We start from the raw sequence: 16434 nt of genomic DNA on the forward strand, positions 1-16434 counted from the left end.
TCGCGCTGGGCAGCCTGACCGCGACCGAGTTGGCACGGTTGCGGCGCGACCGGATCGGCTACGTCTTCCAAAATCTCAATCTCATCGCGGACCTGCGCGCACACCGGCAGGTGCACGGCCCGGTCGGCCCGCTGTCCCAGCGCGCGCTCATCGAGCTGGCCGAGGGCATCAAGCTGACCGGCCGCGGCGGCGCCGGCTTCCCGTTCGCCAAGAAGGTGCGGGCCGTGGCCGACGCCGTGGAGCGGCGGGGCCCCGCACCCTTCGTGGTGGTGAACGCGACCGAGGGCGAGCCCGCGGCCTGGAAGGACAAGGTCCTGCTGACCCGCGCGCCGCACCTGATCCTCGACGGCGCCGCGCTGGTCGCCTGGGCGCTGCGCGCGGTGGAGATCGTGGTGTGCGTCGCCGACGACGGCGTCGGCGAGTCGTCCCTGCTGGCCGCGGTGGCCGAGCGGGACCTGCCGGTGTCGGCCCGGGTGGTACGCGTGCCGCATCGATTCATCTCGGGCGAGGGCGGCGCGCTGGTGCAGGGCATCAACGGCCTGCCGCACATCCCGCCGGGCATCAAGCGCCGGGCCAGCGAGGGCGGCGTGGCCGGGCAGCCGACGCTGCTGTCCAACGCCGAGACCTTCGCGCAGCTGGCGATCGCCGCCCGGACCGGGCCGCGGCGCTACCAGGAGGCCGGCGACGCCGACGAGCCCGGCACGGTGCTGCTCAGCGTCACCGGCAGCGCCCGGCACCCGGCCGTGGTCGAGTGCCCGACCGGCACCCCGCTGGCCGACGTGCTCGACCTGTGCGCCGTGCCCGCCGGGCCGGCCGTGCTGTCGGGCGGCTTCCACGGCCGCTGGCTGGACATGGCCGCCGCGAGCCGGGCCGAGGTCTCCCGCCGCGGGCTGGCCGCGGCCGGCGGCTCGCTCGGCGCAGGCATCGTGCTGCCGCTCGGGCCGGACACCTGCCCGGTCGGCGAGGTGGCCCGGGTCGTGCGCTACCTCGCGGCCGAGTCGGCCGGGCAGTGCGGGCCGTGCCGGCTCGGCCTGCCGGACCTGTCCCGGGCCGTGGACGGGCTCGCCTCGGGGGCCGGCGACCCGGCCGTGGTGCGGGCGGCCGCGGCGGCGGTCAAGGGCCGCGGCGCCTGCAGCCATCCCGACGGTACGGCGGGCTTCGCCACCTCCGCCCTCGAGGTCTTCGCCGAGGACCTCGCCCGCCACGCCCGGTCCGGCGACTGCGGCCGCCCGGTCGCCGGGGTGCTGCCGGTGCCGGCCGCCCGCGACGAGGGCGGCAACCGGCGGCTGCACGTCGACTGGTCCCGCTGCGACGGGCATGGCCTGTGCGCCGACGTCGCCCCCGACCTCATCCGGCTGGACGGCAACGGCTATCCGGCCCTTCTCGACGCGCCGGTGCCGGTGCGGCTCGAGCCCGTCGCCACGCAGGCCGTGGCGATGTGCCCGGCCCTGGCCCTGCGCATGGCAGCGCCCAAGCACTGACCAGGTGTGATGGGAGAGTCCCGGTCTCACTGTTTTTGCACGAAATGTCGGGCGCTGGCGCGCCACGGCATTTCGGACTTATAACCTGACGGGGTATAAGTCGGATAAGTCGCGGCGCGGAGCGCCCGACTTATCGCGATTCGGGGCTTATCGAGCCCTCGTAGGGCTCCTCACGGCTTATCAGCGTAATTCGCGGTAGGCGGAGATGATGGCCGTTGTGCGTTCGGCCAGCTCCTGGGCCTCGTCCGGGGTGTGGGTCAGGACCTCCGGGGGCGTCAGGCGGTGCAGGGACTCGTCGGCCCGCCGTACCGCCTCGTGCGCCGCATGCAGCGCGGACTCCTCGCGCACGAAGCCGGCGCAGCGGGCGGCCAGCGTGGTCAGGGACTCCAGGCGCCGGTCGATCTCGGCGCTGAGCCGCTGCTGCGAGCGCTCGACCAGGGCCAGCCGCTCCTCCAGGGCCGCCCGCACCGGCGCCTCGGGCGGCAGGGCGCCGAGGCGGGCGTCGTTGAGGGCGGCGTGCTGCTCGGCCAGGTCCGCGTGCTCGCTCAGCAGCCCGGCCAGCGTCCACAGCGACGCCGCGACCTCGCCGCGGGGCGACGGGATCTGCACCAGATCGGCCAGGAACGGCCAGGCCACCAGGATCGTGCGGGCCGCGTCGAAGCCCTTGCGGAACCGGGCCACCTCGGGGCGGGTGGCGAGCATCCGGTGCCGCTCGGCCCACCGGCGCTCCAGCCCGGCCGCGGCGGCGTTGTGCCGCCGCCCGACGTAGACCGCGGCGGCCGCGCCGACCGGCAGCATGAGCAGCGGGTTGATCAGCGCGGAAGCGGTGACGGTGGCGCCGGCGACGATGGCCAGGATGCTGCCGGTGAGCAGGCGCGTGCCGGCCAGGTCGGGCGCGGTGCGGGCCCGGTCGTTGCCCTCGTTGCCGGAGAGCCGGATGACGACCACGCCGTCGTAGTCGGCCCGTTGCGCGGTCCCGCCCGGCGCCGGGTCGTCCCGCGAGACGAGGCAGCGGCCGAAGTCGTCGAACGCGACGTACAGCACCCGTCGATGGTAGGCGAGCAACGAAACCGCTGGTCCAACAAATCTCAGCACGCCGAACAGCGGCGAGTCAGGCCAGCGCCGCGGCCTTCGAAGACAGGTAGCGCTGCTCGGGGAGGCTGGTCGTGCGCCTGGCGGCCAGCGTGTACCACTCGCGGGCCTCGGGCAGGGCGCCGGACATCTCCAGCAGGTGCGCCCGGACCGCGGCCAGCCGGTGGTGGCCGGCCATCCGATCGTCGCCGTCCAGCGTGGCCAGCAGCCGCAGGCCGGCCTCCGGGCCCTGCACCATGGCCAGCGCCACGGCGTGGTTCAGGGTCACCATCGGGTTCGGGGCGACCCGGGTCAGGAGCTGGTACAGCGCCAGGATCTGCCGCCAGTCGGTGTCCCCGGCCCGCGCGGCCTCGTCGTGCACGGCGGCGATGGCGGCCTGCAGCTGGTAGGGGCCGGGCGGGCCCAGCGGCAGGGTGCGGGTGATCAGCGCGGTGCCCTCGTCGATCATCGGGCGCAGCCACGCCGCGCGGTCCTGGTCGGCCAGGGGGACCAGGGTCCCGTCCGGGAGGGCGCGGGCCGGGCGGCGGGCGTCGGTGAGCAGCATCAGGGCCAGCAGGCCGGCCACCTCGCCGTCGTCGGGCAGCAGCCGGTGCACCTCGCGGGTCAGCCGGACCGCCTCGGCGGTCAGGTCGCCGCGCTGCAGGTCGGCGCCCGAGGAGGCGATGTAGCCCTCGTTGAAGATGAGGTACAGCACCTGCAGGACGACCTCGAGGCGGGCCGGGCGTTCCTCGGGCGGCGGCGGGGCGAAGCGGGCGCCGGTCGACTTGATCTTCGCCTTGGCCCGGCTGATGCGCTGGGCCATGGTGGCCTCGGGGACGAAGAAGGCGTTCGCGATCTCGGCCGTGGTCAGGCCGCCGACCGCGCGCAGGGTGAGGGCCAGCTGGGAGGCCGCCGACAGGGCCGGGTGGCAGCACAGGAACAGCAGGGTCAGGGTGTCGTCGCGGTCCGGCACGGTGTCGGACGGCTCGGGCGCCAGGCCGGCGAGGGCGGCCTCGCGCCGGCGGCGGGCGTCGTCGGAGCGGAACTGGTCGGTGAGACGGCGCCCGGCGACGGTGATGAGCCAGCCGCGCGGGTTGGCCGGCATCCCCTCGGACGGCCACTGCAGCGCCGCGGCCAGCAGCGCCTCCTGCACCGCGTCCTCGCAGGCGTCGAACTGGCCGTGCCGCCGGATCAGGATGCCCAGCACCTGCGGCGCGAGCGCCCGCAGCGCCTCCTCGACCGTCACACCCAACAACTACACCACCGCGGGCCGCGCCTTGTCGGTCGCCAGCCGTACCGCGATCAGGCCGAGCAACGCGCCGGTGACGTACCGCTGGACCCGCAGCCAGGCCGGCCGCTTGACCAGGAAAGCGGCGATCGCCCCGGCGGCGCAGACGATGCCCGTGTTCACCAGCAGGCTGACCGCGATCTGCACCCCGCCGAGCAGGAACGCCTGGGCCACCAGGTGCCCGGCCCGCACGTCCACGAACTGCGGGATGAGCGACGCGTACATGATCGCCGCCTTCGGGTTGAGCAGGTTGGTCATCAGGCCCATCGCGAAGAGCCGCCGGTTGGAGTCCGGCGGCAGCTCGACCGGGGCGAAGACCGACGTGCCGCCGGGGCGCACCGCCTGGAACGCGAGCCACGCGAGGTACCCGGCGCCGGCCAGCTTCACCGCGGTGTACAGCGCCGGGACGGCCGCGAAGACGACGGACAGGCCGGTGGCGGCCAGCGCCAGGTAGACGCCGAACCCGACGGCGACGCCGCCGAGCGAGGTGAGCCCGGCGCGGCGGCCCTGGGTGATGCTGCGGGAGACGAGGTACATCATGTTGGGCCCGGGCGTGAGCACCATGCCCAGCGCCACGAGGGTCACGCCGACAACCGCACCGACGGAGATCATGGCCCCACCCTGCCGGGCCCGGCGGCCGGTGGAAACGGCCAATCCGCCGTCGGAGGCTCTTCACCCAGCGGCCCCCTCGGCGCGGCGTTAGGTCAGCAGCAGCGGCTCAACCTGGTCATCAGTTCGCTGCTGCTGTTCGCGACGGTGCTGTCGACGTACAAACCCTGGGGTCGCGCCTCCCGCGGTGACCAGCGTCGCCGCGCCGAGCAGCGCGATGACCACGCCGGGGCGCAGCGCCTCGGCGAGCAGGCCGGCCAGCGCGGGCAGTAGGCCCTGCGCGGTCATCAGGCCGGTGGAGAACAGCCCGAAGGCCTGGCCGCGGCCCTCTTCCGGCAGCGCGTCGCGGAAGGCCTCCTGCAGCCCGAGGCCGAAGGCGAAGCCCACGCCGACCACGGCCAGCGCGCCGATGAGCGGCGGCCACGGCACCGGGGCGGCGAAGGCCAGGCAGGGCAGGCCCATGAGGGCGATGAGCGCGGGCACCAGCCGCTCCCGGCGGGCCGGCCCGACGAGCCGGCCGACCACCAGGTTGCCGCCGATCATGCCGACCGGGATGGCGGCCAGCAGCCAGCCGGCCGCGCCGGCCGGGAAGCCGCGCCCGGCGGCGAAGGGGATGATGAGCGCCTCGGCGCCGGTGATGAAGGCCGGCGGGAGCCACTGCACGAGCAGCAGCCGGCGCACGGTCCGGTCGCGCAGCAGGGCGAGGTTGCCCCGCCAGCTGGCCGCGGCCAGGCTCTTGTCGTTGCCGCGCCCGGCCGCCGGCAGGTCGGCCAGGCCCAGCCGGGTCCAGGCGGCGGCGATCAGGTGGCCCAGCGCCGCCAGCAGCATGGCCCGCCGCCCGCCCAGCGTGGCGACCGCGAGCCCGGCGCCGGCCAGGCCGACCAGCTGGGCCAGCGACGAGGCGACGTTGGCCAGCGACCGGCCCAGCACGTAGGCCTCGCCGCGCAGGGTGGCCGCGACCAGCGCGTTCTGCGCGCCGTTGAAGACCGGGGTGATGAGCGCGGCCGCGGCGACGAGGGCCAGAGCGGCCCACACCGGCAGCGCCACCGTGGCCAGCAGCAGCGCGACCGCGGCCTCGGCGAGGTAGCCCAGCGCGATCAGGCGGCGGGGGCGGACCCGGTCGGCCAGCGCCCCGATCAGCCCGGCGCCGAGCAGCTGGGGCAGGAAGCCGATGCCGTAGGCGAGGGCGGCCAGGGCCGGTGAGTCGGTCGCGGCGTAGACGAGCAGCGAGAGCGCGACGATCCGCAGCGTGTCGGCCAGGATGCTCAGCGTGCGGGTGCCGAACAGGACCCGGAACGTGCCGTCGCGCAGCACCGCGGAGTACGTCGTCATGTCGCCAGGCTCCGGGACGTACACCTTGGGCGGTTAATGTTTCGTCCCTCGACGTAAGGTCGAAGGCATGCTGCGGTTGGAGGTCGACGCGGCCGACCTGCTGCACACGCGCTTCGGGGTGTCGCCGCTGTTCGAGCTGGGCGGCCTGCTGCGCAAGCTGGCCGGGCTGGCGCCGCTGGGCCGGTTCACACGGCTGCGGCCCGAGTTCGACCGCCTGCGGGCGCAGACCGAGCTCGACGCCGTGGTCGCGCTGCACACCGCCGCCTACGGCGCCGACTTCATCGGGCCGCCCCCGGCCGGGCTGCAGCAGACCTGGACCGCCGACCTCGACGCCGTGCGCGCGACGCCGTTGCCGGTGGCCCGCCGGGAGATCGCGAGGGCCCTCGCCCAGGGTCCGAGGATCCCGGATTCGGTACTTCGCGTGCTCCACTCCGCCGACGTGGTCGACCGCCTGGCCGCGGCGCTGGAGTCGGCCTGGCTGGCCCTGCTCGCCCCCGACTGGCCACAGCTGCGCGCGATCTGCGAGAGCGACGTGGTGCACCGCGCCGGACGGCTCGGCGAGGGCGGCTGGGCGGCCGCCTTCGACGGCCTGCACCCCGACCTGCGCTGGCGCGACGGCGCGCTCGAGCTGGACACGCCCCACGACCGGGGCCGCACCGTCCCCTCCGACGGCCAGGGTCTGCTGCTGGTGCCCTCGGCGCTGATCTGGCCCAGGTTCGGCGCGTTCACCGACCCGCCCTGGCGCCGCGCGCTGGTCTACCCGGCCCGCGGCGTGGCGGCGTTGTGGGAGGAATCGCCTGCTCAGACCGGTTTGGGGGAGTTGCTCGGCCGATCCCGGGCCCGGCTGCTGCTCGCCCTGGACTCGCCGGCCAGCACCACCCAGCTGGCGGCCCGGCTGCGCCTGGCCGTAGGGGCGGTCGGCGACCACCTGGCCGTCCTGCGGCGGGCCGGCCTGGTGCGCCCGGCCCGGTCCGGGCGCTCGGTGCTCTACCGCCGCACCGCGCTCGGTGACGCCCTGGCCGCACAGGGGTGACATGTGCCCTCGACCGGGCGGATGCGGTGCCGCGGCGAACTAGGCTGCGGGTATCGCGCCCGTCACACGACAAGGGAGTTTGCTGTGACTTCGAGGCTCAACCCGTACATCAATTTCCGGGGCAACGCCCGACAAGCGATGGAGTTCTACCAGGCCGTCTTCGGCGGCGACCTGCGGATCAACACGTTCGGCGAGTACGGCGGCGACCCCGCCATCGCCGACCAGGTCATGCACGCACAGCTGGAGTCGTCGAGCGGCTACCACCTGATGGCCTCGGACACGCCGCCGAACATGACGGTCAACCCCGGCGACAACATCACGATCAGCATCAGCGGCGACAACGCCATCGAGCTGCGCGGCTACTGGGAGAAGCTGTCGTCCAGCGGCAAGGTCTCCGTGCCGCTGGAGAAGCAGTTGTGGGGCGACGAGTTCGGCTCCTGCACCGACCAGTTCGGCATCCAGTGGATGGTGAACATCACCCAGCCGCAGGGCTGACCCAGCGCATAGTGTCGGGTCCGTGACCTTGGACCCCGACGAGCTGATCGCGCTGGACCGTGAGCACGTCTGGCACCCGTACGCGCCGATGCCGGCGACGCAGTCACCGCTGGTGGTCTCGTCGGCCTCGGGCGTGCGGCTGCGCCTTGCCGACGGGCGCGAGCTCGTCGACGGGATGTCCTCGTGGTGGGCGGCGATTCACGGGTACGCCCACCCCGTCCTCGACGCCGCGGTGCGCGACCAGCTCGGGCGGATGAGCCACGTGATGTTCGGCGGGCTGACCCACGAGCCCGCGGTCCGGCTGGCCAGGACGCTCGTGGACATCACGCCCGGGCCGCTCGCGCACGTCTTCTTCTGCGACTCCGGCTCCGTCGCCGTCGAGGTCGCGATCAAGATGTGCCTGCAGTACCAGCTCTCGCTGGGCCGCCCGCAGAAGCGCCGGATGCTGACCTGGCGCGGCGGCTACCACGGCGACACGTTCCACCCCATGTCGGTGACCGACCCCGACGGCGGGATGCACAGCCTCTGGCGCGGGGTGCTGCCGGAGCAGGTCTTCGCCCCGATGCCGCCGGTCGAGTACGACCCGTCCTACGTCGAGGAGCTCGACGCGCTGCTGCGCGCGCACCGCGACGAGATCGCCGGGATCATCGTGGAGCCCGTCGTGCAGGGCGCGGGCGGGATGCGGTTCCACAGCCCGCGGTACCTCACGGCGCTTCGGGAACTGGCCGACGAGCACGACGTGCTGCTCGTGTTCGACGAGATCGCCACCGGCTTCGGGCGCACCGGCGCCCTGTTCGCCGCCGACCACGCGGGGGTCGCGCCCGACGTCATGTGCATCGGCAAGGCGATGACCGGGGGGTACCTCAGCATGGGTGCCACCCTGTGCGTCCCGCGCGTCGCCGCCGGGATCAGCCGCGGGGACATGCCGGTGCTGGCCCACGGCCCGACGTTCATGGGCAACCCGCTCACCGCCGCCGTCGCCAACGCCTCGATCGAGCTGCTGCTCTCGGGGGACTGGGCGGGCGCCGTGACCGGCATCGAGGCCGGCCTCATCCACGGCCTGGCCCCGGCCCGCGCCCTGCCCGGCGTGCGGGACGTGCGCGTCCTCGGGGCCATCGGCGTGGTCCAGCTCGACCACGACGTCGACATGGCCGCGGCCACCCGGGCCGCGGTTGATCACGGTGTCTGGCTGCGGCCCTTCCGCGATCTCGTCTACACCATGCCCCCGTATGTCACCGGGGACGACGAACTCGTGCGCCTTTGCCGCGCGGTGGTCGCGGCTGCGGAAGTCGGTTAGTTCGTCCTTTCGGGACAATGCGCCGTTGCCTTTGCCGCGCGTGATCGCGGCTGCGGAAGTCGGTTAGTTCGTCCATTTGGGACAACGTGCCGTGCAAGAACGCGGCAGTGTTACGCAATTATGTCGCGGGACCTTGTGCAAGGTGGTGCGGCGGACCTACTGTCACCTCACTCACGGCGTCCGCCCCCGCCTCGAGCGTCCGAGGTGCAATCACCCCATCGCCCCCCGCTCGACGTCCGCCCACCTCGATGCGTTCTCGGCGTGCGCCCTCCCGAGAGAAACGAGTCATTCGATGTCACGGAGCACCACAGGAACACCACCGCGGTGGTCCGCGGCGGCGACGGCGGCCCTGATCGGCTTAGGAACCGTCGTCGCCGGTGGCACCGCCGCGCACGCCGCCTCGGCCTCGCCGGCCGTCACGCGGGCAGCCCTGAACCCCGCGCTCGTCGCGGGCCGGGGGGCCAGCGTCGGCTTCGCGGAGCAGGAGGCGGAGCGCGCCCAGACCAACGGGGTGGTCATCGGTCCCGACCGCACGCCGTACACGCTGGCGGCAGAGGCGTCGGGCCGGTCGGCGGTCAAGCTCACGCCCGGCCAGTGGGTGGAGTTCACGCTGCCCAGCGCGGCCAACGCGATCAACGTCCGGTACAGCATCCCGGACGCGCCGAACGGCGGGGGCATCACCGCGCCGCTCGACGTCACGGTCAACGGCAAGTCCAAGCAGACGATGACGCTGACCTCGCAGTACTCCTGGCTGTACAACCAGTACCCGTTCTCCAACAACCCCAACGCCGACCTGCTGCACAGCGACTGGTGGATCACGGAGTGCGGCTGCGTGCCCGCCTTCACCACGCCGGCGCCGCAGATCAGCAAGCCGTTCCGCCCGTTCCACATGTACGACGAGCAGCGCCTGCTGCTCGGCAAGACCTACAAGGCGGGCGACAAGGTCCGGCTGCAGGTTCCGGCGGGCAGCAACGCCGCCTGGACCGCGATCGACCTGCTCGACTCCGAGCTCGTCGGCGCGCCGAAGGTCAACCTGATCGCGTCCAACGTGCTGTTCTTCGGCGCGGACCCGACCGGCAAGCGCGACTCGGCCGACGCCTTCGACATGGCGATCGCCTTCGCCAAGCTGACGCGCCTCAAGGTGTACGTGCCGCCGGGCACGTACCAGGTCAACCGGCACATCATCGTCGACAACGTGACGATCGAGGGCGCCGGCTCGTGGTACACGATCATCAAGGGCCACGAGGTCGCCCTGAGCAAGCCGCTGCCGGACAACTCGGTCCACACCGGGGTCGGCTTCTACGGCAAGTACGCGCAGGACGGCGGCAGCAAGAACGTCCACCTCTCCGGTTTCTCGATCATCGGTGACGTGCGCGAGCGCATCGACACCGACCAGGTCAACGGGATCGGCGGGGCGATGTCGGACTCGACCATCGACGGGCTGTACATCCAGCACACGAAGGTCGGCCTCTGGTTCGACGGCCCGATGAACAACACCAAGGTCACCAACACCACCGTGGTCGACCAGATCGCCGACGGCCTCAACTTCCACCTCGGCGTCACCAACTCGTCCGTGTCGAACAGCTTCTTCCGCAACACGGGCGACGACGCGCTGGCGATGTGGTCGGAGACGACCGCCGACGCGAACAACACGTTCGACCACAACACCGTGCAGACCCCGACGCTGGCCAACGGCATTGCGATCTACGGCGGCAAGGACATCACGGTCTCCAACAACCTGGTGGCCGACCCGATCCGCGAGGGCAGCGCCCTGCACCTGGGCACGCGCTTCGGCGCCCAGCCCTTCGCCGGCACGATCGCCATCACCAACAACACCACGGTCCGGGCCGGGACCTACGAGCTCAACTGGAACATCGGCCTGGGCGCGATCTGGCTCTTCGCGCTCGAGCGCAACATCGACGCGAACATCCAGGTCGTTGGCGACAACTTCCTCGACAACACCTACAACGCGATCATGATGGTCGTCGACTGGCCGGTGAAGGACCAGTACACGATCACCAACGTCCACTTCAAGGACATCAAGGTGGACGGCACCGGCACCTCGGTCGTCTCGGCCCGCGCCGGCGGCTCCGCCACCTTCGAGAACGTCGATGCCCGCAACGTGGGCGCGGTCGGCGTGAACAACTGCGGCGCGTTCAACTTCAAGCCGACCGGCTCGGAGTTCTCCCTGGTCGACCTGGGCGGCAACGACGGCGGCGGCACCACGGGTCCGTGGATGGCGTCGTGGGAGCTGCCGAACACCATCACCTGCGACGACCGTCCGCCGGTCGTGGTTCCCCCGGCGCCTGCGCCCTGGTGATGATCTGACGCTTCTGCTGCTCTGACGCATTCGCACCACGAGGCGCCCCCGGCCGTGCTGGCCGGGGGCGCTTTTGTTCGCGGTCAGCGAGGGACCCAGAGCTCGATCTCTGTGCCCTGGCCGGGGCGGCTGAAGACGTCGGTGGTGCCGCCCAGATCCTCGATGCGCCCCCGGATGGACTGGGCCACGCCGAGCCGCCCCTCCCCGGCCGCCTCGCCCAGCCGCGCCGGGTCGAAGCCGGCGCCGTTGTCGCGGACCGTGATGCGCACGCCGTCGCCCTCGTCCTCCAGCAGCACCCAGGCCCGCGCGTCCGGGCCGGCGTGGCGGCGGACATTGTCCAGGGCGGCCTCGACGGCGGCGGTCACCTCGGCGGCGGCCGGCTGCGGCAACGGGACCGGGCCGGCGGGCGCGGCCACCTCGACCGTGGGCGAGGCCAGCGCGGTGAGGGTGGTGCGCAGGTCGCCCGGCTCGGCGCGACCCCGCGGGGGCGGGACGGCCGCGCCGCCGCTGAGCAGCGTGCGCAGCGCCACCTCCTGCTCGCCGGCCAGGCTGGCCAGCTCGGCGCCGGTGCCGCCGAGATCGGCGCCGTGGCGCTGCACCAGGGCCAGGACCTGCAGCACGCCGTCGTGGATAGGGCGGGCCAGGCGGTTGCGCTCGGCCTCGGCGGCCTCGCGGCGGATCTGCTCGGCCAGGCGGCGCTCGGTCCGCCGGTCGGACCAGTGCCGGGCCAGGCCCAGGCCGCCGGCCGCGGCCGCGGCGACGAACAGCAGCCAGATCGACACGCCCAGGTACTCCCGGCTGGGCAGCGATTTCAGGGCCAATCCAGAGCCGGTGAAGTAGCCGGAGTCGACGACGTGCATGCCGCTGAGTGCCAGCACGCCGGCCAGCGGGCCCAGCGTGGCCGGGGCGGTCCCGCTCGGGGCCACGGCGGTCGCCGTGGCGCCGACGACGGCGACCACGGCCGCCGTGACGAGCACCGCGATCAGTATCGCGGGGATGACCCGCTGCTGGCCGGCCAGCTTCTCCGGGTGGCCGATCGTCGCGGAGTAGGCGATGAGCAGCGCCACCGCGGCGGCCACCGTGACCGCGGCGGCGAGGGGAACGCGCCGGCGGGCGGCGGCGAGCGCCGCGCCGAGCGCCAGGCCGCCCACGACGGCCAGCCACGGCGCCGGCGACGCCTGTAGCGCGGACATCGCCATCAGCAGCGGGCCCGCCGCGGCGAGCTGCGCGAGCGCGGCGGTCAGCGCGCCGCCGAGGGGCCACGGCCCGGCGATCGCGGCCAGGACGGCCACCACGGCGAGCGTGACCGCGGCGATGATGGCGTCCGCGGCGTAGGCATGGCGGTACAGCTCGTACTCATCCACGCCGACCAGCTCGGCCAGCCGCTCGGTCGTGATCAGGCTCAGCGGGATCGCCAGGGCGACGGCCAGGCCGCCGGCGATCGTGGGCCGGGAGAGGATGCCGCCCGGGCGCGCGGCCTCGTCGCCGGAGCGCAGCAGCCAGACCGCCGGGGCGAGGGCGGCCAGCGCGACGGCGGCGAAGGCGACGTACCAGTACGACATCCCGCCCTGGGTCCGAAACCACCACGGCTCCGAGGAAGCCGAGGCGATCACGGCGACGGCGACGCTCGACCCGGCGAGGACCGCGCCGAGCCGGGTGTGGCCCCGACCGATCAGGGACTGGGCAGCGGCGAACAGGGCGATGACGGTCAGGGGCCGTGCGGCCGGCTGCAGGAGGAGCAGCCATTCGGGGGCGCCGGCCGGGCTCGACACCGTCGTGGCCAGCGTGATCAGCGCCGCGGCGGCGAGCAGCCACGGCCACCGGCGCAGCGCCAGCAGCCCGGCGATGACGGGGATGATCGGGGCCGCCGTCTCGGCCAGGCCGGCCGGTGAGCCCCGCAGCGGCAGATTGAGCAGCAGCGGCGCGTCGCCGCCGCGCATCGGGACCAGGAGCAGGAGCAGGGCGGCCACCCCGGCGGCGGCGATCGCGGCGCGCGGCTGGTTCATGGCAGCGATCATCGCCGATCCGTCCCGGTCGCGCTGACCCCGGTGAGGCCGGGATGGGGCAGGCGGACCGGGCGGCCGTCCGGGCGGTGCTCGAAGTGCCACCACTCGTTGTCGTAGGTGCGGTAGAGGCCGTAGCGGGCGCCGTGGCGCTCCAGCCAGCGCGCGCCCTCGGTCGGGCGGATGTCCAGCGCCGTGCCGGCGACGTGGCGGGAGGCGTCGGGCGGCAGCACGTGGCGCCGGGCCGCCTCGACCGAGCCCTCACGGGCCACCGCGCGGTGGAACAGGCGTGCCTGCTCCAGCGGGTCGCGGTACCCGGAGGTGAGCCCGAGCAGCTCGCCGTCGCGCCACAGCGCCTCGGTCCGGGCCGCCTCGAAGGCCGCGCGGGTCGACGCCGTCAGGCCGCCGAGGTCCTCGGCCGGGAAGCGGGCGGCCAGCGCCCATCGACAGGCCGTGAGCCGGGCCCGGCCGGGGGCGGCGAGCCAGGCGGCCGGGGCGAGCGCGACGGCGAGGGCGCGGGTGATCCTGCGGTACACCCCGTCGCGCCGCCGGGCGTTGGTCGAACGCATGCAAGGACAATGCCGCCCGCGCCCCGGCCCGGTCCTGAGCCGCGGTACCCATTCGTCGATAGGTACCGCGACTCAGCGGCGCCCGGGCTACCGGGCCGTGCCGGCCGAGCCCGAGCCGCGGCGGACCGGCTCGGCGCAGGCCAGCAGCCGGCCGTGCGGCAGGAACTCGATCGCGGTGGCGGCGCCGATCTCCGCCGTCGGGGTGAACGTGTGGCCCAGAGTGGCCAGCGCCTGCCCTTCCGGCGAGGCGATGAACGCCGGCTCCGCGGTCACCGACGCCGTGTTGCGCTGCGAGGCCCGCGGCGCGGCCAGGGCCTCCGGCAGCGTCATGCCGAGATCGAGCCGGTTGACCAGGATCTGCAGCACCGTGGTGATGATGGTCGAGCCGCCGGGGGAGCCCAGGGCCAGGAACGGGCGGCCGTGCTGCAGCACGATCGTCGGCGCCATCGAGCTGCGCGGCCGCTTGCCCGGGCCGGGCAGGTTGGGGTCGCGCTCGGTGCCCTGGGTCGGCGCGAAGTTGAAGTCGGTCAGCTCGTTGTTGAGCAGGAAGCCGCGGCCGGGCACCACGATGCCGTTGCCGCCGATCTGCTCGATGGTGAGCGTGTACTCCACGACGTTGCCCCACTTGTCGGCCACCGTCAGGTTGGTCGTCGACAGTCCCTTGTCGGGCGCGGCGCCGCCCGGCGCGGTGGCGCAGGGCTGCTGCCGCCCGTCGGGCACGCCCGGCTGGACCGGCTTGGCCAGCGCCTTCGCCGGGTCGATCAGGCACGCCCGCTCGCCCGCGAAGCCGTCCGTCAGCAGGGCGTCGAGCAGCGGCCGGGGCGTGTAGTCGCCGACGTAGCGGTTGCGATCGGCGAAGGCGAGGGCGCTTGCCTCGAGGTACCGGTGCAGGGCCTGGCTCTTCGGCAGAGCGTGCAGGTCGGAGCGTTCGAGGATGTTCAGCGACTCGCCCACGGTCGAGCCGCCGGACGACGGTGTGGCCATGCCGTAGACGTCGTAGCCGCGGTAGCTGATCCGTGTCGGGGCCGGCCGGCGCACCTCGTAGGCCCGCAGGTCGTCCTGCGTCATGCCGCCGGGGCGGATCGCGTGCGGCCACGGCTGCGCCGGGCTCCCCGCGACCGGCGGGCGCTGCACCGTGGCGACGATGTCCCGGCCGATCTCCCCGCGGTAGAAGGCGTCGACGCCGCGGCGGGCCAGCAGCTCGTAGGTCGCCGCGAGGTCGGGGTTGCGCAAGGTGCTGCCGACCGCGGGCGGTGCCCCGCCGGGCAGGAACAGCCGGGCCGTGGGCTCGAACTGGGCGAAGGCCGCCGCGTTGTCGCTCACCTGCTGGGCGAAGGTGGCGTCGACCGGGAAGCCGTCCCGGGCCACCCGCGCGGCCGGGCGCAGCGCGGCCGACAGCGGCCGGGTGCCCCACAGCCGGGCCGCGGTGTCCCAGGTGGCCAGCGACCCGGGGACGCCGGCGGACAGGCCGCTCACCCTGGCCTCCTGGAAGGCGAGGGGCTGCCCGGTGGCCGGGTCGACGAACGCCGTCTCGGTCATCGCGCGCGGGGCGGTCTCGCGGCCGTCGAGGGTCGAGACGCGGCCGGTGCGGGCGTCGTAGTACACGAAGAAGCCGCCACCGCCGATGCCGGACGAGAAGGGCTCGGTCACCCCCAGCGTGGCCGCGACCGCGAGCGCCGCGTCCACCGCGTTGCCGCCGTGGCGCAGCACCTCCAGTCCGGCCGCCGTCGCCGTGGGGTCGACCGACGCGACCGCCCCGCCGTAGCCGGAGGCGGTGGGCCCGCTCCTGGTCTCGGCCGCGGCCGGGGCCGCCGGGGCGAGCAAGGCCGGCACGAGGAGGATGAGGAGAAGCCTTCGCATCGGTACCTCCACTGATCGATGGCGATCGCTTCTTACCTGCCTACCCGCCGCTGACGTCCGGCACAACCCGGAAGGTGCGGCGGTACGCACTCGGGGCGACGCCGATCGTGCTCTGCATGTGCTGGCGCAGCCCCGCGGCCGTGCCGAGCCCCGCCCGGCGGGCCACCACCTCGACCGGCAGGTCGGTGGACTCCAGCAGGGTGCGCGCGTGGTCGACCCGCCGCTGCAGCAGCCAGCGGGCCGGGCTCACCCCGGTCTCCTCCCGGAAGCGGCGGGTGAACGTGCGCACGCTCATCCTCGCGTGCCCGGCCAGGTCCTGCAGCGACAACGGCGCGTCCAGCCGCTCCTGTGCCCAGGCCCGGGTGCCGGCCAGGGTGACGTCGGCCGTGCGGGGTAGGGGCCGCTCGATGTACTGCGCCTGCCCGCCCTCCCGCCACGGCGGCACCACGCTGCGCCGGGCCGCCCGGTTGGCCACCTCGCTGCCGAAGTCGGTGCGCACCGCGTGCAGGCACAGGTCGATGCCGGCGCCCACGCCCGCGCTGGTCAGCACGTCCCCGTCGTCCACGAACAACACGTCTGGGTCGAGCTTGACCTGCGGGAAGAGCTCCCGGAACCGGTCCGCCCACCACCAGTGCGTGGTGGCCGGCCGATCGTCCAGCAGGCCGGCCGCGGCGAGCACGAACGCGCCGGTGCAGACCGACATGACCCGGGCCCCGCGGGCGTGCGCGGCCCTCAGGGCGGACCTCGTCTCCTCGTCGAGCAGGCCGGTCTCCACCGGGCCGCCGAACCCGATGCCGGAGACGACGACGGTGTCGGCCCGCTCGGTCGCCTCCAGGCCGTGCTCGGGGGCGACCCGGTAACCGGCCGCGGTCATCACCGGGCGGGCCCCGGGGCTGCAGACCCGGGTCTCGTACTTGCGGTGGCCTTGCTCGTCCCGGGCGGTGCCGAAGATCTGGGTCGGCGTGCCGAGGTCGAACGGGACGACCCCCTCCAGGGCCACGATGGCCACCAGGTGCTTGCGGACGCTTTGGTTCATGGCTCAATTCTTGCGCACTATGGCTGTCGGGCCACTCGTT

The 16434-nt window shown here is 74.0% G+C and carries 13 protein-coding genes and 1 pseudogene; 6 read left to right on the plus strand and 8 right to left on the minus strand.

The annotated features are described in order from the left end of the window. Both AB0M46_RS30160 and AB0M46_RS30165 read left to right on the plus strand, forming a co-directional pair. Nucleotides 1-101 (plus strand): annotated as a pseudogene (locus AB0M46_RS30160) (ABC transporter ATP-binding protein); the annotation flags it as partial. After that, nucleotides 84-1481 (plus strand): ferredoxin, encoded by a 1398-nt coding sequence (locus AB0M46_RS30165; protein WP_363341518.1) that lies wholly within the window; start codon nt 84-86, stop codon nt 1479-1481. The pseudogene AB0M46_RS30160 and the gene AB0M46_RS30165, both read left to right, overlap by 18 nt. Nucleotides 1482-1661: 180 nt before the next feature. On the opposite strand, the gene AB0M46_RS30170 is transcribed toward AB0M46_RS30165, so the two are convergent. From AB0M46_RS30170 to AB0M46_RS30185, 4 genes are all read right to left on the minus strand, one after another. Continuing rightward, nucleotides 1662-2525 (minus strand): hypothetical protein, encoded by an 864-nt coding sequence (locus AB0M46_RS30170; RefSeq protein WP_363341415.1) that lies wholly within the window; start codon nt 2523-2525, stop codon nt 1662-1664. Nucleotides 2526-2592: 67 nt separating this feature from the next. After that, a complete protein-coding gene (locus AB0M46_RS30175; RefSeq protein ID WP_363341520.1) occupies nt 2593-3804 on the minus strand; it encodes a DUF6596 domain-containing protein in 1212 nt (403 codons plus the stop codon). A gap of 3 nt (nt 3805-3807) precedes the next feature. After that, on the minus strand, nt 3808-4452 hold the full coding sequence (locus AB0M46_RS30180; protein ID WP_363341417.1) for a LysE family translocator: 645 nt from the start codon (nt 4450-4452) through the stop codon (nt 3808-3810). Nucleotides 4453-4539: 87 nt separating this feature from the next. Continuing rightward, entirely contained in the window at nt 4540-5781 is a 1242-nt protein-coding gene (locus tag AB0M46_RS30185) for an MFS transporter (RefSeq protein WP_363341419.1), read from the minus strand. A gap of 67 nt (nt 5782-5848) precedes the next feature. On the opposite strand from AB0M46_RS30185, the gene AB0M46_RS30190 reads away from it, so the two are divergent. The 4 genes from AB0M46_RS30190 to AB0M46_RS30205 all read left to right on the plus strand — a co-directional run bounded on the left by AB0M46_RS30190 (nt 5849) and on the right by AB0M46_RS30205 (nt 10926). Beyond that, nucleotides 5849-6814, plus strand: a complete 966-nt coding sequence (locus AB0M46_RS30190; RefSeq protein ID WP_363341421.1) for a DUF5937 family protein — start codon at nt 5849-5851, stop codon at nt 6812-6814. 84 nt (nt 6815-6898) lie between these two features. Continuing rightward, entirely contained in the window at nt 6899-7309 is a 411-nt protein-coding gene (locus AB0M46_RS30195) for a VOC family protein (RefSeq protein WP_363341422.1), read from the plus strand. Nucleotides 7310-7337: 28 nt separating this feature from the next. Beyond that, nucleotides 7338-8606 carry an adenosylmethionine--8-amino-7-oxononanoate transaminase gene (locus AB0M46_RS30200; RefSeq protein WP_363341522.1) on the plus strand — a complete coding sequence of 423 codons (1269 nt, stop codon included), beginning with the start codon at nt 7338-7340 and terminating at the stop codon, nt 8604-8606. Nucleotides 8607-8898: 292 nt separating this feature from the next. Further along, complete coding sequence (locus AB0M46_RS30205) at nt 8899-10926, plus strand: glycosyl hydrolase family 28-related protein (protein ID WP_363341424.1); 2028 nt, start codon at nt 8899-8901, stop codon at nt 10924-10926. 83 nt (nt 10927-11009) lie between these two features. On the opposite strand, the gene AB0M46_RS30210 is transcribed toward AB0M46_RS30205, so the two are convergent. The 4 genes from AB0M46_RS30210 to AB0M46_RS30225 all read right to left on the minus strand — a co-directional run bounded on the left by AB0M46_RS30210 (nt 11010) and on the right by AB0M46_RS30225 (nt 16394). After that, nucleotides 11010-12932, minus strand: coding sequence for an ATP-binding protein (locus AB0M46_RS30210; RefSeq protein WP_363341426.1), 1923 nt, complete (start codon nt 12930-12932; stop codon nt 11010-11012). Nucleotides 12933-12940: 8 nt separating this feature from the next. Then, complete coding sequence (locus AB0M46_RS30215) at nt 12941-13498, minus strand: M15 family metallopeptidase (RefSeq protein WP_363341428.1); 558 nt, start codon at nt 13496-13498, stop codon at nt 12941-12943. Between the two features lie 87 nt (nt 13499-13585). Then, the gene (ggt, locus tag AB0M46_RS30220; protein WP_363341430.1) at nt 13586-15358 is read right to left on the minus strand and encodes a gamma-glutamyltransferase; all 1773 of its coding nucleotides are present in this window, start codon (nt 15356-15358) and stop codon (nt 13586-13588) included. A gap of 40 nt (nt 15359-15398) precedes the next feature. Then, nucleotides 15399-16394 (minus strand): helix-turn-helix domain-containing protein, encoded by a 996-nt coding sequence (locus tag AB0M46_RS30225; protein ID WP_363341432.1) that lies wholly within the window; start codon nt 16392-16394, stop codon nt 15399-15401. Nucleotides 16395-16434: the final 40 nt, after the last annotated feature.

Origin of the sequence: Dactylosporangium sp. NPDC051485 (assembly GCF_040682015.1) — a bacterium.
GTDB lineage: Bacteria > Actinomycetota > Actinomycetes > Mycobacteriales > Micromonosporaceae > Dactylosporangium.

Excerpts from the sequence above, each read along its gene's own strand:
- AB0M46_RS30215 (WP_363341428.1), bottom strand. The coding sequence starts at position 13,498 with ATGCGTTCGACCAACGCCCGGCGGCGCGACGGGGTGTACCGCAGGATC.
- AB0M46_RS30225 (WP_363341432.1), bottom strand. The coding sequence starts at position 16,394 with ATGAACCAAAGCGTCCGCAAGCACCTGGTGGCCATCGTGGCCCTGGAG.
- AB0M46_RS30180 (WP_363341417.1), bottom strand. The coding sequence starts at position 4,452 with ATGATCTCCGTCGGTGCGGTTGTCGGCGTGACCCTCGTGGCGCTGGGC.
- AB0M46_RS30185 (WP_363341419.1), bottom strand. The coding sequence starts at position 5,781 with ATGACGACGTACTCCGCGGTGCTGCGCGACGGCACGTTCCGGGTCCTG.
- ggt (WP_363341430.1), bottom strand. The coding sequence starts at position 15,358 with ATGCGAAGGCTTCTCCTCATCCTCCTCGTGCCGGCCTTGCTCGCCCCG.
- AB0M46_RS30190 (WP_363341421.1), top strand. The coding sequence starts at position 5,849 with ATGCTGCGGTTGGAGGTCGACGCGGCCGACCTGCTGCACACGCGCTTC.
- AB0M46_RS30205 (WP_363341424.1), top strand. The coding sequence starts at position 8,899 with ATGTCACGGAGCACCACAGGAACACCACCGCGGTGGTCCGCGGCGGCG.
- AB0M46_RS30210 (WP_363341426.1), bottom strand. The coding sequence starts at position 12,932 with ATGAACCAGCCGCGCGCCGCGATCGCCGCCGCCGGGGTGGCCGCCCTG.